Here is a 20,771-nt window from a genome sequence, read left to right on the forward strand (position 1 = left end):
CTCAGGCGCCGAGGGCGCGGATCCGGGCGTCCAGCTCGCGCCGGTTGTCTCGGCGCACGCGCACCTCGACGACCTCGATGCCGCCGTTCGGGGAGGCGAGGGCCTGCTCGAGCTCGGGCAGGCTCTCGACGCGCCAGTGGGGCGTGCGGGTGGCGGCGCACAGCGCCGCGAGGTCGACGCGGTGCGGGGTGCCGAAGAGCCGCTCGAACGCCGCGGCGTGCTCGGGGGCGCCCTGCTCGAGCATCGTGAAGATCGAGCCGCCGTCGTCGTTGACCACGACGATCGTGAGGTCCGGGCGGGGCTCGTCGGGCCCGAGCACCAGCCCGTTGCTGTCGTGGAGGAACGTCACGTCGCCCATGAGCGCGTACGTCGGCGCGTCCGAGGACCGGCCCAGGGCGGCGCCGATCGCGGTCGAGACCACGCCGTCGATGCCGGAGAGCCCGCGGTTGGCGATCGTCTTGCGTCGGCTGCCCACGGGGTAGGGACGCACCATCAGGTCGAGGTCGCGGATCGGGCTCGACGCCCCCACGACCAGCTGCCCGCCCGGCGGCAGCGCGCGGGTGACCGCCCCCGCCACCTCGTACGGCGTGAGGTCCGGCTCGGCGGCGAGCAGCGCGTCGAGCCGGGCCGCCACGGAGCGGTCGGCGTCGCGCCACTCGGCGAGCCAGGCCGGGTCGTCCGCGGCGGAGACCGCGAACGCGGGGGCGGTGAGCGCCACGGCGTAGGGGCGCTGCGACCACACGCCGCGCGCCGGCACCGAGCACACCTCGACGTCGCGGCGACCGAGGAGGCGGGTCACGGGCCGGGAGAGCGTCGGGCGGCCGAAGACCACCACGCGCTCGATGCGGCGCCCGAGGTCGGTGTCGAGCAGCAGGCGGTAGCAGCGCAGGGCGTGGTCGCCGGTGCGCGAGCCGCTCGTGGGCTCGGCCAGGAGCGGCCACCCCGCCGACTCGGCCAGCTGGCGCGCGCCCTGGGCGGCGTCGTCGCCCGCGACCACGACCGTGCGCGGGCCGAGCGGGAGCTCGGTGGCCTCGGGGTGGTCGGCGGACCAGTGCGGCTCCGGTGACGCGACCGGCCCGAGCGTCCAGCCGCCGTCGGGGACGAGCGGGTCGTCGAGCTGCACGTTGAGGTGGGTGGGCCCGGCCTCGGCGAGGACGACCGCGGCCGGGTCGGCGACGTCGACCGTGGGCACCAGGCGCCCGAAGACGCCGACCTGGTCGGTCGTCTGGTTGGCGTCGGTGCCGCGCAGCCGCGCCGGCCGGTCGGCCGTGACCACGACGAGCGGCAGGCCGGCGTGGGCCGCCTCCAGCACGGCCGGGTGCAGGTTGGCGACCGCGGTGCCGGAGGTGCAGACGACGGCGGCGCGGGCGTGGCTGCGGGTGAGGCCGACCGCCAGGAAGCCGGCGCTGCGCTCGTCGATGCGCGTGTGGAGCCGCACCGCACCCCCCGCGGCGGCGCCCAGCGCCGCGAACGAGAGCGGCGCGTTGCGCGACCCGGGCGCCACCACGACCTCGGTGACGCCGGCCTCCACCAGGGTCGCCAGCAGCCCTCGCGCGAGCTCGGTCGACGGGTCGGTCACGAGCGACGATCCTGCCGCAGGGCCCGCACCTCGGCCAGCCGGGACTCCCAGTGCGCGACCCGCGCCGGGTCGGCGGCGACGGCCGCGAGCAGTGCCTCGTCGACCGGCGCGGCCCCGACGGGCAGGGCGCCGTCGACGGGCAGCCGGGAGTCGACGACCACGTCGGCGGTGAACATCTGCACGGTCGCCAGCCCGCAGGCGTAGGGCAGCTCGGGCAGGGCCGCGGCCAGGGCCACGCCGGCGGCGATCCCGACCGAGGTCTCCAGCGCCGACGACACCACGACGGGCAGCCCGATGTCCTCGGCGATCCGCAGACAGGCGCGCACCCCGCCGAGCGGCTGGACCTTGAGCACGGCGATGTCGGCGGCCTCGAGGTCGCGCACCAGGTAGGGGTCGGCGGCCCGCCGGATGGACTCGTCGGCGGCGATCGGCACGCCGACCCGGCGACGTACGGCGGCCAGGTCCTGCACGCTCGCGCACGGCTGCTCGACGTACTCCAGGCCGCCCGCGGCCCGGTCGAGCGCGGCGACCGCGGCGACCGCCTCGTCGACGGACCAGCCGCCGTTGGCGTCGACCCGCACCGCGCCGCCCGCGCCGAGCGCGTCGCGCACCGCCTCCAGGCGCGCCTCGTCGTCGGCGAGGGTCTGTCCCGGCTCGGCGACCTTCACCTTGGCGGTCGTGCAGCCGCCCGCGGTCACGATGGCGTGGGCCTGCTCGGGCCCGACGGCGGGCACGGTGACGTTGACCGGGACCCGGTCGCGGACCGGCGCGGGCCAGTCGCCCGCGGCGGCCTCCTCCGCGCAGCGCAGCCAGGGCTCGGCGACCTCGGCGTCGTACTCCAGGAAGGGGCTCCACTCCCCCCAGCCGGCCTCTCCGCGGACCAGCAGACCCTCGCGCACCGTGATGCCGCGGAAGCGCGTGCGCATCGGGATGCTGAAGACCGCGAGCCCGCTCACGCCAGGTCCCGCAGCGCGACGCGGTCGGCCTTGCCGTTGGCCAGCAGCGGCAGCGCGTCCAGCGCGACCAGCTGCCGCGGCGCCCACGACCGCGGGTGGCGCTCGGCCACGAAGTCGCGCGCGTCGTCCAGCGACAGCCGACCGGCCACGAAGGCCACCACGCGGGTGCCCCACTCCTCGTCGGGGACGCCCAGCACCTCGGCGGCGCTGACGTCGGGGTGCTCGCGCAGCCGGGCGGCGACCGCGGCCGCCGGGACGTTGACGCCGCCGCTGACCAGCATGTCGTCGAGGCGGCCCAGCACCTGCAGGCGGCCGTCCTCGTCGAGGCGGCCGGCGTCCTGGGTGAGGTACCAGCCGTCGACCAGTGCCTCGGCGGTCAGCTGGGGGTCGCCGACGTAGCCGTCGAAGAGCGTGGGGCCGCCGATGCGGATCCGGCCGCCCTCGCCGAGCGCCACTGCGACGCCGTCGAGCGGCATGCCGTCGTAGACGCAGCCGCCGGCGGTCTCGGCGGCGCCGTACGTCGCGACGACCCGCAGGCCCTCGTCCGCGGCGCGGCGGCGCAGCGCAGGGTCGATCGGGCCGCCGCCGAGCAGGATCGTGTGGGCGGTGCGCAGGGCCGCGAGCCGGTCGGGGTCCTCGAGGGCACGGTGCAGCTGGGTGGGCACCAGCGAGGTGAACCACGTCCCCTCGCGCGGCCACGTCGCGTCGAGCACGGGCTCGTGCCCCGCCACGAGCGAGCGGGCGAGGACCTGCAGGCCGGCGACGTACGTCGGGGGGAGCGCCAGCACCCAGCGGCCACCGGCGCCGAGCCGTCGGGCGCTGGCCGTCACCGACGCCAGCACGGCGCGTCGCGCGAGGGCCACGCGCTTGGGCCGGCCGGTGGATCCGGACGTCTCCACGACCCACGGCTCGGGCTCGCCGGGTGCGTCCAGCCAGCGCCGGAGCGCGTCGACCGTGCTCGCCGCCTCGTCCATGTGCTCCACGCTAGTGCGGCGTGGTCTGCTGCCGGCACGCGCCGTCGGCGACCCGCGCCGCCGATCGCGGCCCGGCTGCGGTTGAATCACTGCTCGTGGCCTCCCCCGCTCAGTGGCTCGCCGGCGCGCGACCCCGCACCCTCCCCGCTGCCGTCTCGCCGGTCCTGGCGGGCACCGGCGTGGCGGCGTACGACGACCAGCTGGTGTGGTGGAAGGCGCTGCTGGCCCTCGTGGTGAGCCTGGCGCTGCAGGTGGCGGTCAACTACGCCAACGACTACTCCGACGGCATCCGCGGCACCGACGACGACCGGGTGGGCCCGATGCGGCTCGTCGGATCGGGCGTCGCGAGCCCGGGAGCGGTCAAGCGGGCGGCGTTCCTGGCCTTCGGCGTCGCCGGCGTGGCCGGGCTGGTGCTCGCCGCCACCACCGCCTGGTGGCTGCTGGCCGTGGGCGCGGTCGCGGTGGTCGCGGCCTGGTACTACACCGGCGGATCGACGCCCTACGGCTACCTCGGCCTCGGCGAGGTCATGGTCTTCGTCTTCTTCGGGCTGGTCGCGGTGGTCGGCACGACCTACGTGCAGACCGAGGAGTGGCACTGGGCCGCGCTGTACGCCGGCGTCGGCGTGGGCGCGCTCGCCTGCGCGATCCTCGTCGTCAACAACCTGCGCGACATCCCGACCGACACCGTGGCCGGCAAGCGCACGCTCGCCGTCAGGCTCGGCGCGCCGCGCACCCGCGCGCTCTACCTGCTGCTCGTGCTGGCCGCGGCGGCCGCGGTCGTGGCTGTCGCCGCCGCGACGTCGTGGTGGGTGCTGGTCGGGCTGCTCTTCCTGGTGCCGACGCTCCCGGCCCTGCGCACGGTCCTCGGCGGCGCCACCGGCCCCACCCTGGTGCCGGTCCTCCAGCAGACCGGCGTCGCCGAGCTCGCCTGGGCCGCACTCGTCGCCGCCGCGCTGGTGGTGCGCGGGTAGCGGCAGGTTTACCAGCAGATGCTGAAAACCCTGTGGTTCTGGGCCGAAGTTCCGCCCCAGAACGTCAGGGAAATGCCCAGAAGCTCCGCCCGAGATCCGGGTCGGTGACCCGGCGCCTGCTCGCCACCGCGTACGCCGCACGCGTGCGGCGTACGCTCGAGGGCATGTGGTTCTTCATCCTCGTCGCGCTGGTGGTCGTCGGAGTCGTGGCCTATCGGATGCGGGTCCCGCTTCTCGCCCGGATCCTCGGGCAGTCGGAGGGTCGCGTCGACCGGCAGCTCAACCGCCGCAAGCGGTAGCCGCTACGGGCGGTCGCTCGAGGACGGGCCATCGGAGCCCTGGGCGTCCTCGGCGTCCTCCTTGGCCTTCATCTCCTCGAACCGCGCGGTCGCGGCGCCGGCGCGCGCCTCGACCCGCCGCGCGAAGGCCTCCCGCTGGGCGCTGAGGAGGAAGTAGGAGCCGATGCCGCTCATCACGAACGCGAGGACGACGGCCCACACGAGGGGCACGTCCTCGGTCACCGCGAACCATGCCCCGAACACGATCGCGAACGACCCGAGGAACAGCGCGAGGCGCAGGGCGGTATAGACAGCGAACTCCTTCACGCTGCCAGGGTAGTTCGTGACCAGGTGCCGCCTACTCTTGAGGGGTGCTCAAGTTCCTGGTCATCGTGGCGCTGTTCGCCGTGGCGGTCTACGTCGTCACCCGGCTGCTGCAGCAGCGCGGCCCCGGCGGCGGGCGTGCCCCGCTGCAGCGGCGCCGTCCGCAGCCTCCCCCGCGAGTCCTGGGACCTGACGACGACGAGGACTTCCTGCGTGACCTCGACCGCAAGCGGCGCCACCCCGAGCGCCCGGAGGACCCCGACGCCTAGCGTCATCGGCCCGGCCGTCCTCGCACCGCGACGCTTCTGGGCTTTTCCCTGACGTTCTGGGCCGAAGTTCTGGCCCAGAACGTCAGGGTTTTCAGCATCTGCTGAAAACCCTGCCCCCGCTCAGCGCCCAACAGGCTCGACGAACGCCGGGGCGGACTCGGCGTACCCGTGCTGGGTGGTGGTGGAGAAGAAGTTGATGCCGATGAAGTTGAACCACAGGGTGGCGACGCCGACGAGCGCGAGGATGGCGGCGTTGCGGCCCTTCCAGCCGGCGGTCGAGCGGGCGTGGAGGTAGGCGGCGTAGACGACCCAGGTGATGAACGCCCACACCTCCTTGGGGTCCCAGTTCCAGTACGACGACCACGCCTCGTGCGCCCAGATCGGACCGGTGATCAGCACCGCGAAGGTCCAGACGGGGAAGGCGAAGGCGTGGATCCGGTAGGACACCCGGTCCAGCGTCGCGAGCGACGGCACGCGGGCCAGCGGACCCGTGGTGGCCTCGCCGCGCCGGTCCTTGACCAGGTACGCCGCCGACAGGATGCCGCCGAGCGTGAACGCGCCGGTGGCGATGACCGCCGACACGACGTGGATCACGAGCCAGTAGGAGTTGAGCGCCTCGGTGAGCGGGGTGACCTCGCTGTGCAGCCAGATCACCGCGATCATCAGCGTGCTCAGCACGAAGGCGGTGACGAACGGCGCCATCCACGCGAGCGAGAAGCGGCGGTGCAGCACGAGGTACATCAGCGTCACGACGAAGGTGCCCGAGACCGTGAACTCGTACATGTTGCCCCAGGGCACCCGGTTGGGGTCGGCGGCCAGGCCGCGCCCCACGAGCGCGACCAGGTGCACCGCGCAGGCGAGCCCGGTGAGGAGCAGCCCGAGCCGGCCGAAGAGCGCCACGCGGCGCTCGCGCTCGGCCCCGCGGTCGGGTCCGGTGTCGACGGCGACCGAGCCGGTCCCGCCCTCCCCGTCAGCAGCGCCGGCAGCGCCGGCACCCGCGGTCGCCGGCGCGACCTCGCGCAGCGAGGCCCACTCGACCAGGTGGGCGAGCAGGGCCAGGAAGTAGACGACCCCCGCCACGGCGACCGCCTGGTCGCTCAGGGTCTCCCACGCTGAGTTGGTCATGTGTCGTTCCTACCCTCGTCCTCGCGTGTGTCGCGTGTCGTGCCTGCTGTGCCGGTCGGTACGGCGGTCCGCAGCTCGCCGACCAGCTCCTCGAGCACGGGGACCACGTCCCCGCCGCCGGAGCGGTCGAGCGCTGCGACCTCCACCATCGTGACACCCCCCTCGCGACGGGCGCGAACCCAGACGCGGCGGGGGCGGATGAAGAGCGAGCCCAGCAGCCCGACCAGGGCCAGGACGACGCCGACGAGCGCCACCTCCTTGCCGGGGCTCTGGCTGAACTGGATGCGGGTCCACGGGCGGACGTCGTCGAAGGTCACGGTCCCGAGACCGTCGGGCAGCGTCGCGCTCTCCCCCAGCTCGAGGTCGAGGCGCAGCGGCTTGCCGTCGTCGGTGAGCAGCTGCTCGGCGTTGGTCTTGTCGAGGTCGTAGACCGACTGCGACGACGTCTCCAGGCCGAGGTCGCCGGTGTAGACCTGCATCGAGATCAGCGGGTTGGCGTCGTTGGGGTAGATCGTGACGGGGTTGCCGTCGGCGAGCTGGAAGGTCGGGTAGAACAGCCCCTCGAGGCCGATCTCGCCCGTCGGGGAGTCCGGGACCTTCAGCACGCCGAACGACAGGAACGTCTGGTCCTGCGGCAGGAACGGCACCGGCCCGTTGAAGACCTCCTCGCCGTTGCCGTCCTTGACCGTGATGACCGGCGCGTAGCCGTGGCCGATGAGGAAGACGTCGGTGTCGCCGACGCTGAGCGGGTGGTTGACCCGCAGGTCGTAGGACTTCTCGGCCGCGTCCGGCGTCTCCCGGTAGGTCAGCCCGGCCTTGAACGCGCGGGCCAGCACGCCGCGGCGCGGGGTGTTCTGCCACTCGACGTCGAAGTCGTCGAAGCGGAAGGTGAAGGGGTCCATCTGGCCGGCGGAGAACAGCTGCCCGGGCTCGAAGTCGTCGTACTGGGTCAGCGTGTTGGTGAACGTCGTGCCCTGCACGATGATCGCGCCACCGCGGAAGCCGAACAGCCCACCCATGGCGAAGGCGACCAGCACGACGACCACCGACAGGTGGAAGAGCAGGTTGCCGACCTCGCGCAGGTAGCCGCGCTCGGCGCTCACGGCGTCGCTGCCGTCGTCGGGCCGCAGCCGGTAGCCGCGGTCCTTCAGCGCCGCCCGCGCGCGCTCGAGCACGGCGCGGGTCTCCTCGTCGGTCTCGTACGACGTGTGGTCGGGCAGCCGGCCGAGGTTGCGGGGGGCCGCGGGCGGGGCGGCGCGGATCGCGCGCAGGTAGACGAAGGTGCGCGGGATGATGCAGCCGACGAGCGAGATCATCAGCAGCAGGTAGATCGCCGAGAACCACGGCGAGTCGTAGACCGAGAAGAGGCTCAGCTTCTCGTAGATCGGCGTGAGCGTCGGGTGCTCGTCCTGCCAGCGGGCGGTCTTGACCGAGTCGACGCCCTCCTGCGGGATGATCGAGCCGGGCACCGCCGCGAGGGCGAGCATGAGCAGCAGGATCAGCGCGGTGCGCATCGAGGTCAGCTGGCGCCAGAGCCACCGGCCCAGCTCGCGCGGGCTCAGCTCGCCGGCGCGCCGCTCGCGGGCCTCGGGGCGGGTGTCGGGGGGCGCGGTGCTCACACGCTCACCTCGAAGCCGGAGACCAGCTCGCCCTGCACCCAGGTCACGGCGACGTCCCACCAGCCGGTGACCAGCAGGACGCCGACCACGACGAGCATCAGCCCGCCGGCGCGGGTCACCCACGCCTGGTGCCGCCGCACGAACGCGATCGCACCCAGGGCGCGGCTGTAGAGGAGACCGACGACCACGAACGGGATGCCGAGGCCGAGCGCGTAGACCGCCGACAGCAGCGCGCCCCGGCCGGCGGTGGCCTCGTTGAAGGACAGCGCGGTGATGGCGCCGAGCGTCGGGCCGATGCAGGGCGTCCAGCCCAGGCCGAAGAGCACGCCCAGCAGCGGCGCGGCCGCGAGCCCCACCGAGGGGACCCGGTGGACGCGCCAGTCGCGCTGGAGGAACGGGATCAGCCCGGCGAAGGCCAGGCCGAAGAGGATGGTGAGGACGCCCAGGCCGATCGTGATCTCGTCCTGCCAGGTGCGCAGCCAGTAGCCGACCGAGCCGATCGCCGTGCCGATGGCCACGAACACCGCCGCGAAGCCGAGCACGAAGAGCACGGAGCCGAGGACCATCCGGCCGCGCCGCGCGTCGCCCTCACCCGAGGCGAGGTCGGCGCCGGACAGTCCGGTGGCGTAGGAGAGGTAGCCCGGCAGCAGCGGGATGACGCACGGGGAGAAGAACGAGACCAGCCCCGCCACGAGCGCGACGGGGAGGGCCAGGGCCAGCGAGCCGCCGGAGGCCTGGGTCTGGAACCACTCACCCATCTTCGGCAGCGACCTTCTCGACGATCGTGTCGAGGGTGGTCCGCGACGGGATGACCCCGCTCACCAGCGCGGCGACCCGGCCGTCGCGGTCCAGGACGACCGTGCTGGGCATGGAGCGCGGGAAGTACCGCTTGCCGAAGGCCAGCAGGGTCTCGCTGCCGGGGTCGAAGATGGAGGGGTAGGTGACGTCGTAGCGCTCCTCGAAGGCACGCGCCGCGGCGTCGCTCTGGTCGCGGATGTTGATCCCGACGAACGTCGCGTCGAGGTCGGCCGAGGCCTCCACCAGCATCGGCATCTCGGAGCGGCAGGGCGCGCAGCCGGACCACCACACGTTGACGACGACGACCTCGCCCCGCAGGTCGTCGAGCTCGAGGCTCTCGCCGTCGAGCGTCGTGCCGTCGAGGTCCACCGGCGCCTCGCGGTCGTCGACCGCGACCTCGCTGGCGTTGTTGCCGACCGCGCCCGGCACGTAGTCGCCGTCACCGGTGCCCTGCAGGCCGGTGCACCCCGACGCCAGGACGGCGACGGCGAGCAGCGAGGCGGTACGACGCAGCGCGGACGGCAGGGGCATGGTCAGGGACGGTGCTCCTGGCGGGCGCCGCCGGCGGAGAACGGCGCCTTCTTGTCGGCGACGGGGATCAGGTCGCCCGCGGGCTCGCTGTAGGAGACCTGGGTGAGCCGGTCGCCCACGAAGTGCAGCGACGTCAGCGAGGTGAGGGTGCACTGGCGCTTGCGCGGGTCGTGCAGGAAGGACCGCTTCTCGGCGTGCAGGCGGGTGATCCAGATCGGCAGCTGGTGGGAGACGAGCACGGCCTCGTGGCCCGCCGCGGCCTCGCGGGCATCGCGCACCGCCGACATCATCCGCACCACGACGTCGCGGTAGGGCTCGCCCCACGACGGCTTCCACGGGTTGTAGAGGTAGCGCCAGTTCCGGGGGTTCTTCAGGGTGCCGTCGCCCTCGCCGAAGCGCTTGCCCTCGAACACGTTCGTCGACTCGATGATCCGCTCGTCGGTGACGATGTCGAGACCCCGGAGCGTCGCCAGCGGCGCGGCCGTCTCCTGGGCGCGCTCCAGCGGCGAGACCCGCAGGTGCACGATGTCGCGGTCCTTGACGGTGTCGGCGACCTTCTGGGCCATCTGCCGGCCCAGCTCGGAGAGGTGGAAGCCGTCGCGGCGCCCGTAGAGCACGCCCTCGGGGTTGTAGACCTCGCCGTGGCGCATCAGGTGGACGATCGTGTCGGGCGTCTGGCTCATCGGGTTCCTTGGGAGGCGGCGGCCGCGGCGGCGGCGTGCGGGAGGGCGTCGAGCACGGTCTGGACGGCCCGCTCGTCGTGGGCGGAGGAGAGGAACCACGCCTCGTACGCCGACGGCGGGAGGTAGACCTGCCGGTCGAGCATGGCGTGGAAGAAGGCGGCGTAGGCGACGGCGTCGGTGCGCGAGGCGGCCGCGAAGTCGCGCACGGGCCCGTCGGCGGGGTCGGTGAAGAACACCGAGAACATGGTGCCGGCGCTCTGCACGACGTGCGGCACGCCGGCCGCGGTCAGGGCCTCGGCAGCCGCGGTCTTGATCGTGTCGGCGGCCCAGCCGATGTGGGCGTAGACCTCGTCGGTGGCCAGGCGCAGGGTGGTGAGCCCGGCGGTGGTCGCGACCGGGTTGCCCGAGAGCGTGCCGGCTTGGTAGACGGGTCCCTCGGGCGAGAGCCGGGCCATCACGTCGGCGCGGCCGCCGAAGGCCGCGGCCGGGAAGCCGCCGCCCATGACCTTGCCGAACGTCACGAGGTCGGGGCGCCAGCCCTCGACGGCGCCGTCGAGTCCCCACTGGCCCTGGCGGGTGGCGCGGAACCCGGTCATCACCTCGTCGCTGACGAACAGCGCGCCGTGCCGGGTGCAGGTCTCGGCGAGGAAGCGGTTGAAGCCGGGCTCGGGCGGGACGACCCCCATGTTGCCGGGGGCGGCCTCGGTGACCAGGCACGCGATCCGGTCGCCGTGCTCGGCGAAGACCTGCTCGACGGCGGCGCGGTCGTTGTAGGGCAGCACGAGCGTGAGCTCGGTCGAGGACGCCGGAACCCCGGGCGTGCCCGGCGTCGCGAACGTCGCCAGCCCGGACCCGGCGGAGGCCAGGAGGGAGTCGACGTGGCCGTGGTAGCAGCCGGCGAACTTCACGACGACGTCGCGGCCGGTGAAGCCGCGGGCCAGCCGGATCGCCGACATCGTGGCCTCGGTGCCGGAGGAGACGAACCGCACCCGCTCGACCGGCGCCCGGTCCACGATCTCCTCGGCGAGCAGGACCTCGGGCTCGGTGGGCGTGCCGTACGACGTGCCGCGCGAGACCGCTGCGCTCACGGCCGCCTGCACCTCGGGGTGGGCGTGCCCGAGCAGCATCGGGCCCCACGAGCAGATCAGGTCGACGTACTCGTGTCCGTCGACGTCGGTCAGCCACGCGCCGGCCGCGGAGCGGATGAAGCGGGGCGTGCCCCCGACGGCGTTGAAGGCCCGGACCGGGGAGTTGACCCCGCCCGGGGTGACCGCGCGGGCCCGCGCGAACAGCGCGGCGGACTCGGGGGCGGGCTCTGGAGGCGTCACCCCTTCATTGTCGCCGAGGCGACCAACGTGCGGGCAATCGGCTCCACCGCGGCGGAGCGGGCGGTGTGACGCATCCCACTCCCGCTGTGTACTGCGGGCCCGACGAGGCGCATACTCGTCCCAGGCTCGGGAGGCGCCGGCGACGTCCGGTCCATCGACTGCTCACCTCCGCGTAACTGGGTGTGACGACATTCGTTGGATTGGAACAGCATGCTGGTGGGAAGCATGGCTGCAACCAAGGGGAGAGAACATGTCCGCCAAGCGATTCGGTCGAGCGCAGAAGGTCGCGACGATCCTGCCGCTCGCCCTGCTCTCGGCCGCCTGGACCGCGAGCCTCGCCGGCATCGGTCCCGCCACCGTCTCCGCCTCGAGCTCCGCACCGGAGGTCGCCGCGCTCCCCGACGGCACCAGCGTGCCCACCGAGGCCATCGAGGCGCCGGCCTCGGTGACGGCCGGCTCCGGCATGGGCGGTGCCGTCGACGGCAACGCCGCGCAGGTCATCGCCAGCTCCTCGACCAACGGCATCCCCTCGGCGGCGCTGGCCGCCTACATGCGCGCCGAGCAGGTCATCAACTCCGCCGACGAGGGCTGCCACCTCCCCTGGCAGCTCGTCGCCGCGATCGGCCGCGTCGAGTCCAACCACGGCCGCTTCGGCGGCAACACGCTCAACGACGACGGTGTCGCCACGCCCGGCATCTACGGCATCGCGCTCGACGGCAAGAACGACACCGCGGTCATCCGCGACACCGACGCCGGCCTCTACGACAACGACCAGGCCTACGACCGGGCTATCGGCCCCATGCAGTTCATCCCCTCGACCTGGTCGGTCGTCGGCGTCGACGCCGACGGCGACGCCGAGCGCAACCCGCAGGACATCGACGACGCGGCGCTCGCCTCCGCGGTCTACCTCTGCTCCGGCGACGACGACCTCGCGACCCTGACCGGCCAGCGCGCCGCGGTCTACCGCTACAACCACTCCGACGCCTACGTCGACCTGGTGCTCTCGATCATGGACGCCTACATGTCCGGCGACTACACCTCGGTGCCCAACTCCACCTCGGCCGCCGGCTACATCGTGCCGCAGCCCAGCTACACCGGCGGCGGTGGCGGACGCGGCGACCAGGGCGGCGCCGACCTCGGCGACGGCGGTCGCGGCTCCAAGCCCACCCCCAGCACCCCGTCGCAGCCCGTGGCTCCGCCGCCGCCGACCAGCGGTGGCGGGGGCGGGAGCAACCCCGCTCCCAGCGTGCCGACGCAGGCGCCCAACCTCCCGCTGCCGCCGGTCACGGTGCCGCCGCTGCCCGAGACCAACGTGCCCCCCGTCGATGACCTGCTGACGGTCGCCCAGGCGATCGTGCAGTGCGCGGCGGACGGGCTGAACCAGCTGCTGAACCCCGCCGCCTTCGACAAGTGCGTGAAGGGCTACACGACCTGAGCCCGGCCACCGGCGAGTCCGGTGTCGATCCAGTAGCGACGCTTCACGCCGCGGGTGTCCTCGTAGCGCCCGCCGCCGGCCTCGATCGTGCGGCGTGAGCCCTCGTTGTCGTCGTCGCAGGTGACGAGCACCCGGTCGAGGCCGAGCTCGGCCGCTCGCCGTACGGCGAGCGCGAGCGCCCGCGACGCGTGACCCTGGCGCCGCCGCGCGGGGCGCACCGAGTAGCCGATGTGACCGCCCTGCTCGAGCAGCCACGGCGTCAGCCGGTGGCGCAGGGCGAGGAAGCCCACGACCTCCTCGGGCTCGCCGTCGGTGATCCAGAGGAAGTCGCAGTGCACGAGGCCGTCGGCCACCGGCGCCGTGGGGTCCGCCGACCGGCGCAGCCACGCCACGATCGTGCGGCAGCCGTCCTCGGTGAGGTCGCGCCAGCCGCCCGGGACGTGCCAGTCCCCCGACCCGTGCATCGTCTCGTCGCCGAAGTCGCGCACGGCGGCGACCCAGCTCGCGTGGAGCCGGACGTCGGGGACGGCGAGCGCGGTCATGGCGTCATCCTAAAGTGGAACCTGTTCTAGACTCCGGCGGTGACCGGATACGTGCAGGACGACCTCGAGCCCGCCGAGATCGAGCGGCAGCGGGCGCTCTACGGGCCGCTGGCGCAGTCGGTGCGCGAGCTGCTCGACGCGACGATCCGCACGACGGTCGACGACGAGGAGATCCGGCGCGCGCAGGCCGACATCGAGGCGGTCGTGGCTCGGCTGCGCGCCCGTCAGCTCGACGGCCCGTACGGCGTGCGGTTCGGCGCCGAGGGGCGCGGGCGCCCCTGGGGCAACACGGTGGTGGGACTCCGCAACGCCGCGGCGCCGCCGCTGCTGATCGACCACGACGACGAGGGCAACGCGTGGTCGGACTTCCACCTCGGCGCGGCCTACGAGGGTCCGCCGGGCCTGGTGCACGGCGGGGTGTCGGCGATGATCCTGGACCAGATGCTCGGCGAGGCCGCCGGAGCCGGCGGCAAGCCGGGCATGACCGGGACGCTGACCCTGCGCTACCGGCGGGCGACGCCGCTGGGCGACCTGCGCGCGGAGTCGTGGATCGACCGCAGCGAGGGCATCAAGACCTGGGCGAAGGGACACCTGATCGGGCCCGAGGGCGTGACGGTGGAGGCGGAGGGCGTGTTCATCCTGCCGCGCTGGGCGCGCGAGGCGATCGCGCGTCACCAGGAGGAGAACGGCGACGAGCGCCCCACACCGCGGTACTTCGAGTGAGGGGCGCCGCCGCGCGAGGTCTCAGACCCGCTCGCCGGTCTTGACGCCGCGCTCGCCGGCGTCGCTGAGCCGGGCCTCCTCGATGGCCTGCTGCTCCAGCTCGTGGCGACGGCTCTCGTCGAGCAGCTCCCGCGCGGCGTCGTAGGCACCGGGCGCGGACACCAGGTCCGTCGCCCCGCGCCGCAACCGACCGAGCGCGGCTCGCGCGAAGATCTGCTGCTCGGTCGTGGTGCGCTCCGCGCGGCCGCGACCCAGGAACGAGACGAACCAGTGCAGGACCGCGGTGATGCGGTTCTTGAAGCCGGTGATGTAGACGAGGTGGACGGCCAACCACATCAGCCAGGCGATGACGCCGGTCAGGCGGACCCTGCCCACCATGGCGACCGCACGGAAGCGGCTGATGATCGCCATCGACCCCTTGTCGCGGTACTTGAACGGCGGCTGGGCCGGCTTGCCCTTGAGTCGCCCGTCGATCTCCTTGGCGGCGTACTTGGCGCCCTGGATCGCGACCTGGGCGACGCCCGGCAGGTTGTCGAGGGAGATCATGTCGCCGACGACGAACACCTCGGGGTGGCCCGGGAGCGTGAGGTCGGGGTTGACGCCGATGCGCCCGGCGCGGTCGAGCGGCGCGCCGCTCTGCTCGGCGAGCGTCTTGCCGAGCGGGCTGGCCTGCACCCCGGCCGCCCAGATCTTGGTGACGGTGTTGATGCGCTCGGTGCGCCCGTCCTTGTACTTGACCTCGAGCCCGCGCTCGTCGACGTCGGTGACCATCGCACCCAGCTGGACCTCGACGCCGAGCTTCTCCAGCTCGCGGGAGGTCCAGGCGCCGAGCTTGGCGCCGAACGGCGGCAGCACCTGCGGCGCCGCATCCAGGAGGACCACGCGGGCCGAGCGGGTGTTGATGGCGCGGAAGTCGCGCTTGAGCGTGCGGTGGGCGAGCTCGGCGATCTGGCCGGCCATCTCCACGCCGGTCGGGCCGGCACCCACGACCACGAAGGTCAGCAGGTGGTCGACGTTGTCGCCGCGCTTGGCACCGAGCTCGGCCATCTCGAAGGCGCCGAAGATCCGGCCGCGCAGCTCGAGGGCGTCGTCGATGCTCTTCATGCCGGGGGCGTACTCGGCGAACTGGTCGTTGCCGAAGTAGGACTGTCCCGCACCGGCCGCCACGATCAGCGAGTCGTAGGGGATGGTCGAGTCGCGGCCCAGGACGTGGGAGGTGACGACCTGGCGCTCGAGGTCGATGCCGGTCACCTCGCCGAGCAGCACCTGGACGTTGTCCTGGCTGCTCAGCACCTCGCGCGTCGGCGGCGCGATCTCGCCCTGGGAGAGGATCCCGGTCGCGACCTGGTAGAGCAGCGGCTGGAAGAGGTGGTGCGTGGTCTTGGCGACCATCGTGACGTCCACGTCGGCGCGTCTCAGCGCCTTGGTGCCGAAGAGCCCGCCGAAGCCGGACCCCACCACGACGACCTGGTGGCGCCGGGTGCCGGCCTCCTGCGTCGATGCCGTGTCCATGTGGCTCATCCCTTTCGCTCGCTGTGCTGACTCCATTGTCCCGCCGCGCCGCCGCTGGTGCGAATCCGGACGGCGTCCGGATCGTCACAGCCGCCGGGGGAATACCCGACCTCTCACCCACCGCCCCGACGACGGAGGGCGCTAGACCACCGGTACCTCGTTCGAGGATTTTTCAACGACACAGGTTTCGTTCCGGAGGGCCGCGGGTAGACGGGCCGACAATGGCCTCAGCCTGCCCATGACCGTCGGAGATCACACGTGCCGTTGAACCGGCCTGCCCTGTCCTTGGGCTCCGGACCCCGAGGTGTGCAAGACGCACGCCGTTGGGTGGTCGCGACCTGCCGTGACATCGGGCGTGCCGACCTCGTCGAGTGCGCCGAGCTGGGCGTCTCCGAGCTCGTCACCAACGCACTGCTCCACGGGGCGCCCCCGATCCAGGTGCGCGTGCGCGGCACGTGGGAGCACCCCCGGGTCGAGGTGCGCGACGGCTCCACCACCCCGCCGCTGCTGCCGTCCACCGTCGAGCCGACCGACGAGGACGACCTGCTGCTGACGTTCGGCCGGGGCCTGAGCATCGTCGCCCGCAGCTCGGAGGCGTGGGGGGCGGAGATCGAGGAGGACGGCAAGATCGTCTGGTTCAACCCCGCACCGGTCTTCTCCGAGGAGGACGGCGCGGAGGGCGTCATCACCGGCATCGTCAGCGAGCCACGCTCGATGTCGGACTCCCCGGGGATGATCGAGTTCGAGATCCGCGACGTGCCGCTGCGCTCCTACGTCGCCTTCCACCGTCACTACCGCGAGCTGCGCCGTGAGGTGCGGCTGCTGGCGCTGGCGCACGAGGCCGACTACCCGCTGGCCAAGAGCCTCTCCGACCTCTTCGGCGCCCTGGAGCAGCCGCTGCACGACGGGATGGGCCTGGACCAGGTCGAGGCGGCGCTCGAGGCCGGCAGCACCACCACCGACGTGCACGTCGTCATGGACGCCGCCTCCGCCGACGTCATCGGCCGCTTCATCGAGCTGCTCGACCTCGCCGACGCGTTCTGCCGTGAGGAGCGGCTGCTGTCGCTGGCCCGCACGGTGGAGCAGCAGCGCTTCCAGGAGTGGTTCCTCGGTGAGTTCGTCCGCCAGGCCAACGGCGAGGAGCCGCTGCCGTGGGTCGGCGCGCCCGAGGAGTCCGTGCGGCAGAGCTCCCTGTCGTGAGTCCCCCGCTGCCGCGCCTGCTCGGCGCGGTGGCGATCGGCGGCGCCCTGGGCGCTCTGCTGCGCTACGTGCTGGGGGAGCTGGCCCCCGACGGGTCGGGGTTCCCGTGGACGACGCTCGCGATCAACGTCTCCGGCGCGGGCACGCTCGCGCTGCTGCCCGCGCTGTCCGCCGTACGGCGCTCGCGGGTGCTGGCGGCCGCGCTGGGCCCCGGGCTGCTGGGCGGCTACACCACGCTGTCCGCGACGTCCGAGCAGAGCCGCCACCTGCTCGACCAGGGCCGGCCCACCCTCGCCGCGGCCTACCTGCTCGGCACGCTGGCCGCCTCGCTGGTCGCCGTGCTCCTGGCCTCCCGCCTCGCCCGTCCGCAGGAGGACGACCGGTGACCGCCCTGCTGGTGGCGCTCGGCGGCGGCGTGGGGGCGGCACTGCGGTTCCTCGTCGGCCGGCGCCTCGACCGCGAGCTGCCGCTGGGCACCCTGCTCGTCAACGTCGCCGGGTCGCTCCTGCTGGGAGTGCTGTCCGGGCTCGCGCTCGACGGCGACGCCCTGGCCCTGCTCGGCACCGGCTTCTGCGGCGGCCTCACGACCTACAGCGCCTTCGCGGTCCAGACCCACTCGCTCGGCCGGCGCGGGGCGGCGTACGCCGCGGTGACGGTCCTGGCGGCGCTGGGTGCCTGCGGCCTGGGGTTCTGGCTGGGGCTGGGACTGGCTCAGGCGTAGCCGAGCTCGTGCAGGCGCTCGTCGTCGATGCCGAAGTGGTGGGCGACCTCGTGCACCACGGTGATCCGCACCTCCTCGACGAGCTCGGCCTCGTCGGCGCACATGTCCAGCAGCGGCCCCCGGAAGACGAAGATCCGGTCGGGCAGGTCCACACCCGGCGTCCACTGCCGCTCGGTGAGCGCGACGCCGTCGTAGAGGCCCAGCAGGTCGTCGGGCTCGCCCTCCGGCGGCTCGTCCTCGACGAGCACCACGACGTTGCGCACCAGGGAGGCCAGCTCGTCGGGGATCCCGTCCAGCGCCTGGTCGACGAGCTCGTCGAAGCGCTCGGGCTCCATCTCGATCGGCACCCGGTCATTGTGCCCGAGCGGCCCAGGCCCACGTCGGCCGTAGACGCACGGACGCCCCGGACCGTGGTGGTCCGGGGCGTCTTGTGGCGACCCCGACGGGACTCGAACCCGCGGCCTCCGCCGTGACAGGGCGGCGCGCTAACCAACTGCGCTACGGGGCCAGGTTGTGCTGTTTCTCGTGCTTCGCTGCGGCTCGGCCGAAGCGCTGGAACTCTAACCCATCGACTCGAGCACGTCCCAATCCGGGGCACCGGAGGTGTCCGAGCCCCGTGCTGGCGCACCCCCAACGGGATTCGAACCCGTGCTACCGCCGTGAAAGGGCGACGTCCTAGGCCGCTAGACGATGGGGGCCTGCTGCGCGCTCAGCATAGGGCCGCCTCGCGGCGGCCTCCAAAGCGCCACGGGACGCGGGCGTCGGCTGCGCCCGGTCTCGCTTTCGTGCCGACCCGACGGCTCCTGTATGGTTTCGACTCGCTTGGCCAGGTAGCTCAGTTGGTACGAGCGTCCGCCTGAAAAGTGGAAGGTCGGCGGTTCGACCCCGCCCCTGGCCACCAGCACCGATCGCCCCCGCCGGATCCCGGTGGGGGCGTTCGTGTCTCCTAGGCCGGGCAGACGTCGGAGAGGTAGCGGTCGAGGGCGGCCTGGCCGGGCCCGGCGTCCACGGCGTCCTGGGCGTCCTGGAGCTCCGCGCGCAGGCCCTCGGAGGTGTCCACCGACTGCAGCACGCCGTCGACGAGCGAGGCGAGCGCCGCGTAGCCGGCGTCGGAGAGCCCGGCCGGCACCCCGAGGTCGACCAGGGCGCCCGCCTCGTCGACCAGCGCGACCGAGGTCCGGTCGCTCGGCGCGGCCAGGTGCTGGGCGTGGGCGGCGGCGACCGCGCGGAACCCCGCGCAGAACTGCTCCGGGCCCGCCGGCGCCACGACGGGAGGCGCCAGCGAGGGCTGGTCGGCGGGCGGCTCGTCGTCTGCTGCGCCGGAGGGACGCAGCAGGAGGACGGCCGCCACGAGGCCGGCGGCCACCCCCAGCTGGAGCAGCACCCGCCGCCGTCGCGCGGGCGACGGCGTGTTCGTGCTGCGCGAGGGAGGCATGACGTGCAGAATGCTATCGAGAATGATCGTCATTCCGCATTGATGGACTCCGGGAAGCCCATGACCGAGACCCAGACGCCCGTCCAGCGGCGTATGGACGACTCGCTGAAGCAGATGTGGGTCGTCTTCGGCGTCGTCATCGTCCTGCTGGCCTGCCAGCGCCTCCTCGTGAGCCACGTGGACCACGCGGCGCTCTCGACCTGGAGCACGATCTTCGTGGCCATCGTCGTGCAGTCGACGCCGTTCCTCGTGGGGGGCGTGCTGCTGGCGTCGGTGATCGCGACCCTGCTGTCCGAGCGCGTCGTACGACGGATGGTGCCGGCGAACCCGGCGCTCGGCGTCCCGGTCGCCGGGCTGGCGGGGATCGCGCTGCCCGGCTGCGAGTGCGCGTCCGTCCCGGTCGCGAGCAGCCTGATGAGCCGCGGGGTCGCCCCCGCGGTCGCGCTCACGTTCCTGCTCGCCGCGCCGGCGGTCAACCCGGTCGTGCTCGTGTCCACCGCCGTCGCGTTCCCCGGCCGCCCGGAGGTGGTGCTCGCGCGGTTCGTCGCCTCGCTGCTCACCTCGGTGCTGGTCGGGTGGCTGTGGCTGCGCCTGGGCGGGAAGGTCCCGATGCTGAACGCCCGCGCCACCCACGCCCACGGAGCCGGCGCCACGCAGCGGTTCCTCGACAACGTGCGCCACGACTTCGTGCACGCGGCCGGCTTCCTGGTCCTCGGCGCGATGCTCGCCGCGGCGGTCAACACCTTCGTCCCCCGCCACGTCGTCGACGGCGTCGCCGGGCACGTGGTCCTGGCGGTCGTGACGATGGCGGTCTTCGCCTTCGTCGTCGCGCTGTGCTCGGAGGCCGACGCGTTCGTCGCGGCCAGCCTCACGGCGTTCTCCGACACCGCCAAGCTCGTCTTCATGGTCGTGGGGCCCGCGATGGACATCAAGCTCGCCTCGATGGAGGCCGGACAGTTCGGCCGCACCTTCGCGACGAGGTTCGTCCCGCTCGTGCTGACCGTCGCCGTCGGCTCGGCCTGCGCGATCGGCTGGTGGCTCCTGTGACCCGGGCGACGCAGGGCGTCCTGCTGACCCTCGTGGGCGCGGTCCTGATCCGGATCACGATCGACGACACCTACCTGCGCTACGTCAACACCTGGATGCGGTGGCCGATCCTGGTCTGCGGCGTGGTCCTCGTGCTGCTGTCCGTCTCCGACCTCGTCACGTCCTCACGCGGCCCCCACGACGGCAGCGACGAGGAGCCTGACGGGGAGCCCGGCGAGGAGCCGCACCGGGCCCCGCGGACCGCCTGGCTGCTGTTCCTGCCGCCGCTGGTGATCTTCTTCGTCTCTCCCCCGGCCCTGGGCGCGTTCCTCGCCGAGCGCGCCACCGAGGCGCCGGCTCCGAGCAGCGAGCAGCTGGACTCGATGCTGGCGCCGCTCCCCGAGGAGGACCCGGTCGAGATCAGCGTCACGGAGTTCTTCGTGCGGGCGGTCTACGACCAGGGCGTGTCACTGCCCGAGCGCCGCGTCAGCCTCGTGGGCTTCGTGAGCCTGGACGACGACGGCCACTGGTACGTCACCCGCCTCGGCATCAACTGCTGCGCCGCCGACGCCACCGTGACCCGGGTCGTGGTCACGGGCGCGGACGCACCGCCGCGCGACCAGTGGGTCCGCGTGACCGGGACCTGGGTCGACGGCTCCGGCACCGAGAAGGGCACCACGCCGGCGGTCGACGCCGAGGACGTGGAGACCGTGCCTGCCCCGCGCTACGAGTACGAGTGAGG

Annotated in this window: 24 protein-coding genes and 3 tRNA genes; 11 read left to right on the plus strand and 16 right to left on the minus strand. The window is 73.4% G+C overall.

Going from position 1 to position 20,771, the window contains the following annotated elements:
- Nucleotide 1: 1 nt before the first annotated feature.
- Genes menD through IRQ30_RS11010 form a run of 3 tightly spaced genes read right to left on the minus strand, consistent with a single transcriptional unit; the run spans nucleotide 2 to nucleotide 3,509 of the window.
- Nucleotides 2–1,579: a 2-succinyl-5-enolpyruvyl-6-hydroxy-3-cyclohexene-1-carboxylic-acid synthase gene (menD, locus tag IRQ30_RS11000; RefSeq protein WP_193612913.1), complete on the minus strand. Its 1,578-nt coding sequence runs from the start codon at nucleotides 1,577–1,579 to the stop codon at nucleotides 2–4.
- Nucleotides 1,576–2,505: an o-succinylbenzoate synthase gene (locus IRQ30_RS11005; RefSeq protein ID WP_193612984.1), complete on the minus strand. Its 930-nt coding sequence runs from the start codon at nucleotides 2,503–2,505 to the stop codon at nucleotides 1,576–1,578. The genes menD and IRQ30_RS11005 overlap by 4 nt, the downstream gene beginning before the upstream one ends.
- Before the next feature lie 26 nt (nucleotides 2,506–2,531).
- The gene (locus IRQ30_RS11010) at nucleotides 2,532–3,509 is read right to left on the minus strand and encodes an AMP-binding protein (protein ID WP_193612914.1); all 978 of its coding nucleotides are present in this window, start codon (nucleotides 3,507–3,509) and stop codon (nucleotides 2,532–2,534) included.
- Between the two features lie 95 nt (nucleotides 3,510–3,604).
- Here IRQ30_RS11010 and IRQ30_RS11015 point away from each other — a divergent pair, with 95 nt between their 5' ends.
- Both IRQ30_RS11015 and IRQ30_RS11020 read left to right on the plus strand, forming a co-directional pair.
- The gene (locus tag IRQ30_RS11015) at nucleotides 3,605–4,480 is read left to right on the plus strand and encodes a 1,4-dihydroxy-2-naphthoate polyprenyltransferase (protein WP_193612915.1); all 876 of its coding nucleotides are present in this window, start codon (nucleotides 3,605–3,607) and stop codon (nucleotides 4,478–4,480) included.
- Between the two features lie 104 nt (nucleotides 4,481–4,584).
- Nucleotides 4,585–4,779, plus strand: coding sequence for a hypothetical protein (locus IRQ30_RS11020; RefSeq protein ID WP_193612916.1), 195 nt, complete (start codon nucleotides 4,585–4,587; stop codon nucleotides 4,777–4,779).
- Nucleotides 4,780–4,782: 3 nt separating this feature from the next.
- Here the strand turns inward: IRQ30_RS11020 and IRQ30_RS11025 are convergent, their stop codons facing one another.
- A complete protein-coding gene (locus tag IRQ30_RS11025) occupies nucleotides 4,783–5,085 on the minus strand; it encodes a DUF4229 domain-containing protein (RefSeq protein ID WP_193609459.1) in 303 nt (100 codons plus the stop codon).
- Between the two features lie 44 nt (nucleotides 5,086–5,129).
- On the opposite strand from IRQ30_RS11025, the gene IRQ30_RS11030 reads away from it, so the two are divergent.
- Nucleotides 5,130–5,351, plus strand: coding sequence for a hypothetical protein (locus IRQ30_RS11030; protein ID WP_193609458.1), 222 nt, complete (start codon nucleotides 5,130–5,132; stop codon nucleotides 5,349–5,351).
- Between the two features lie 120 nt (nucleotides 5,352–5,471).
- On the opposite strand, the gene ccsB is transcribed toward IRQ30_RS11030, so the two are convergent.
- The 6 genes from ccsB to hemL are packed head-to-tail and all read right to left on the minus strand — an operon-like array spanning nucleotide 5,472 to nucleotide 11,435.
- Complete coding sequence (ccsB, locus tag IRQ30_RS11035) at nucleotides 5,472–6,476, minus strand: c-type cytochrome biogenesis protein CcsB (RefSeq protein ID WP_193612917.1); 1,005 nt, start codon at nucleotides 6,474–6,476, stop codon at nucleotides 5,472–5,474.
- Nucleotides 6,473–8,095: a cytochrome c biogenesis protein ResB gene (gene resB / locus IRQ30_RS11040; RefSeq protein WP_338089658.1), complete on the minus strand. Its 1,623-nt coding sequence runs from the start codon at nucleotides 8,093–8,095 to the stop codon at nucleotides 6,473–6,475. Before resB ends, ccsB begins: the two co-directional genes overlap by 4 nt.
- Nucleotides 8,092–8,853: a cytochrome c biogenesis CcdA family protein gene (locus IRQ30_RS11045; protein ID WP_193612918.1), complete on the minus strand. Its 762-nt coding sequence runs from the start codon at nucleotides 8,851–8,853 to the stop codon at nucleotides 8,092–8,094. The genes resB and IRQ30_RS11045 overlap by 4 nt, the downstream gene beginning before the upstream one ends.
- Nucleotides 8,846–9,424: a TlpA family protein disulfide reductase gene (locus IRQ30_RS11050; protein WP_193612919.1), complete on the minus strand. Its 579-nt coding sequence runs from the start codon at nucleotides 9,422–9,424 to the stop codon at nucleotides 8,846–8,848. The genes IRQ30_RS11045 and IRQ30_RS11050 overlap by 8 nt, the downstream gene beginning before the upstream one ends.
- 2 nt (nucleotides 9,425–9,426) lie before the next feature.
- On the minus strand, nucleotides 9,427–10,107 hold the full coding sequence (locus IRQ30_RS11055; protein WP_193612920.1) for a histidine phosphatase family protein: 681 nt from the start codon (nucleotides 10,105–10,107) through the stop codon (nucleotides 9,427–9,429).
- Nucleotides 10,104–11,435, minus strand: a complete 1,332-nt coding sequence (gene hemL / locus IRQ30_RS11060; RefSeq protein ID WP_193612921.1) for a glutamate-1-semialdehyde 2,1-aminomutase — start codon at nucleotides 11,433–11,435, stop codon at nucleotides 10,104–10,106. Before hemL ends, IRQ30_RS11055 begins: the two co-directional genes overlap by 4 nt.
- Before the next feature lie 250 nt (nucleotides 11,436–11,685).
- Between hemL and IRQ30_RS11065 the strand changes: the two genes are divergently transcribed.
- On the plus strand, nucleotides 11,686–12,870 hold the full coding sequence (locus IRQ30_RS11065) for a lytic transglycosylase domain-containing protein (protein ID WP_193612922.1): 1,185 nt from the start codon (nucleotides 11,686–11,688) through the stop codon (nucleotides 12,868–12,870).
- Here IRQ30_RS11065 and IRQ30_RS11070 read toward each other — a convergent pair.
- On the minus strand, nucleotides 12,858–13,412 hold the full coding sequence (locus IRQ30_RS11070) for a GNAT family N-acetyltransferase (RefSeq protein ID WP_193612923.1): 555 nt from the start codon (nucleotides 13,410–13,412) through the stop codon (nucleotides 12,858–12,860). The genes IRQ30_RS11065 and IRQ30_RS11070 overlap by 13 nt on opposite strands.
- A 39-nt stretch (nucleotides 13,413–13,451) precedes the next feature.
- On the opposite strand from IRQ30_RS11070, the gene IRQ30_RS24195 reads away from it, so the two are divergent.
- The gene (locus IRQ30_RS24195) at nucleotides 13,452–14,135 is read left to right on the plus strand and encodes a hotdog family protein (RefSeq protein ID WP_193612924.1); all 684 of its coding nucleotides are present in this window, start codon (nucleotides 13,452–13,454) and stop codon (nucleotides 14,133–14,135) included.
- Nucleotides 14,136–14,156: 21 nt separating this feature from the next.
- On the opposite strand, the gene IRQ30_RS11080 is transcribed toward IRQ30_RS24195, so the two are convergent.
- Complete coding sequence (locus IRQ30_RS11080; protein ID WP_227467423.1) at nucleotides 14,157–15,647, minus strand: NAD(P)/FAD-dependent oxidoreductase; 1,491 nt, start codon at nucleotides 15,645–15,647, stop codon at nucleotides 14,157–14,159.
- 327 nt (nucleotides 15,648–15,974) lie between these two features.
- Between IRQ30_RS11080 and IRQ30_RS11085 the strand changes: the two genes are divergently transcribed.
- The 3 genes from IRQ30_RS11085 to IRQ30_RS11095 are packed head-to-tail and all read left to right on the plus strand — an operon-like array spanning nucleotide 15,975 to nucleotide 17,568.
- Nucleotides 15,975–16,847 (plus strand): ATP-binding protein, encoded by an 873-nt coding sequence (locus IRQ30_RS11085; protein WP_338089659.1) that lies wholly within the window; start codon nucleotides 15,975–15,977, stop codon nucleotides 16,845–16,847.
- On the plus strand, nucleotides 16,844–17,233 hold the full coding sequence (locus tag IRQ30_RS11090; protein WP_193612927.1) for a CrcB family protein: 390 nt from the start codon (nucleotides 16,844–16,846) through the stop codon (nucleotides 17,231–17,233). Before IRQ30_RS11085 ends, IRQ30_RS11090 begins: the two co-directional genes overlap by 4 nt.
- Nucleotides 17,230–17,568, plus strand: a complete 339-nt coding sequence (locus IRQ30_RS11095) for a CrcB family protein (RefSeq protein WP_193612928.1) — start codon at nucleotides 17,230–17,232, stop codon at nucleotides 17,566–17,568. The genes IRQ30_RS11090 and IRQ30_RS11095 overlap by 4 nt, the downstream gene beginning before the upstream one ends.
- Here IRQ30_RS11095 and IRQ30_RS11100 read toward each other — a convergent pair.
- The 3 genes from IRQ30_RS11100 to IRQ30_RS11110 form a co-directional block, all read right to left on the minus strand.
- Nucleotides 17,559–17,915, minus strand: a complete 357-nt coding sequence (locus IRQ30_RS11100; protein WP_193609445.1) for a metallopeptidase family protein — start codon at nucleotides 17,913–17,915, stop codon at nucleotides 17,559–17,561. The genes IRQ30_RS11095 and IRQ30_RS11100 overlap by 10 nt on opposite strands.
- Nucleotides 17,916–17,999: 84 nt before the next feature.
- Nucleotides 18,000–18,076: transfer RNA gene (locus IRQ30_RS11105), tRNA-Asp, on the minus strand.
- Nucleotides 18,077–18,193: 117 nt separating this feature from the next.
- Nucleotides 18,194–18,266 (minus strand) — tRNA-Glu (locus IRQ30_RS11110).
- Between the two features lie 126 nt (nucleotides 18,267–18,392).
- Here IRQ30_RS11110 and IRQ30_RS11115 point away from each other — a divergent pair.
- Nucleotides 18,393–18,469: transfer RNA gene (locus IRQ30_RS11115), tRNA-Phe, on the plus strand.
- A gap of 45 nt (nucleotides 18,470–18,514) precedes the next feature.
- Here the strand turns inward: IRQ30_RS11115 and IRQ30_RS11120 are convergent.
- Nucleotides 18,515–19,003, minus strand: coding sequence for a hypothetical protein (locus tag IRQ30_RS11120; RefSeq protein ID WP_193612929.1), 489 nt, complete (start codon nucleotides 19,001–19,003; stop codon nucleotides 18,515–18,517).
- Nucleotides 19,004–19,063: 60 nt separating this feature from the next.
- On the opposite strand from IRQ30_RS11120, the gene IRQ30_RS11125 reads away from it, so the two are divergent.
- Nucleotides 19,064–20,050: a permease gene (locus IRQ30_RS11125; RefSeq protein ID WP_193612930.1), complete on the plus strand. Its 987-nt coding sequence runs from the start codon at nucleotides 19,064–19,066 to the stop codon at nucleotides 20,048–20,050.
- Nucleotides 20,038–20,769, plus strand: a complete 732-nt coding sequence (locus IRQ30_RS11130; RefSeq protein WP_193612931.1) for a TIGR03943 family putative permease subunit — start codon at nucleotides 20,038–20,040, stop codon at nucleotides 20,767–20,769. Before IRQ30_RS11125 ends, IRQ30_RS11130 begins: the two co-directional genes overlap by 13 nt.
- Nucleotides 20,770–20,771 lie beyond the last annotated feature (2 nt).

The sequence above is a fragment of the Nocardioides lijunqiniae genome (assembly GCF_015024225.1).
Classification (GTDB): domain Bacteria; phylum Actinomycetota; class Actinomycetes; order Propionibacteriales; family Nocardioidaceae; genus Nocardioides; species Nocardioides lijunqiniae.

Bases quoted from the DNA above. Each gene is read 5' to 3' on its own strand.
- IRQ30_RS11005 (WP_193612984.1), bottom strand. From the start codon at position 2,505: ATGCGCACGCGCTTCCGCGGCATCACGGTGCGCGAGGGTCTGCTGGTC.
- IRQ30_RS11010 (WP_193612914.1), bottom strand. From the start codon at position 3,509: ATGGACGAGGCGGCGAGCACGGTCGACGCGCTCCGGCGCTGGCTGGAC.
- ccsB (WP_193612917.1), bottom strand. From the start codon at position 6,476: ATGACCAACTCAGCGTGGGAGACCCTGAGCGACCAGGCGGTCGCCGTG.
- IRQ30_RS11045 (WP_193612918.1), bottom strand. From the start codon at position 8,853: ATGGGTGAGTGGTTCCAGACCCAGGCCTCCGGCGGCTCGCTGGCCCTG.
- IRQ30_RS11050 (WP_193612919.1), bottom strand. From the start codon at position 9,424: ATGCCCCTGCCGTCCGCGCTGCGTCGTACCGCCTCGCTGCTCGCCGTC.
- IRQ30_RS11055 (WP_193612920.1), bottom strand. From the start codon at position 10,107: ATGAGCCAGACGCCCGACACGATCGTCCACCTGATGCGCCACGGCGAG.
- IRQ30_RS11065 (WP_193612922.1), top strand. From the start codon at position 11,686: ATGTCCGCCAAGCGATTCGGTCGAGCGCAGAAGGTCGCGACGATCCTG.
- IRQ30_RS11070 (WP_193612923.1), bottom strand. From the start codon at position 13,412: ATGACCGCGCTCGCCGTCCCCGACGTCCGGCTCCACGCGAGCTGGGTC.
- IRQ30_RS11080 (WP_227467423.1), bottom strand. From the start codon at position 15,647: ATGGACACGGCATCGACGCAGGAGGCCGGCACCCGGCGCCACCAGGTC.
- IRQ30_RS11120 (WP_193612929.1), bottom strand. From the start codon at position 19,003: ATGCCTCCCTCGCGCAGCACGAACACGCCGTCGCCCGCGCGACGGCGG.
- IRQ30_RS11125 (WP_193612930.1), top strand. From the start codon at position 19,064: ATGACCGAGACCCAGACGCCCGTCCAGCGGCGTATGGACGACTCGCTG.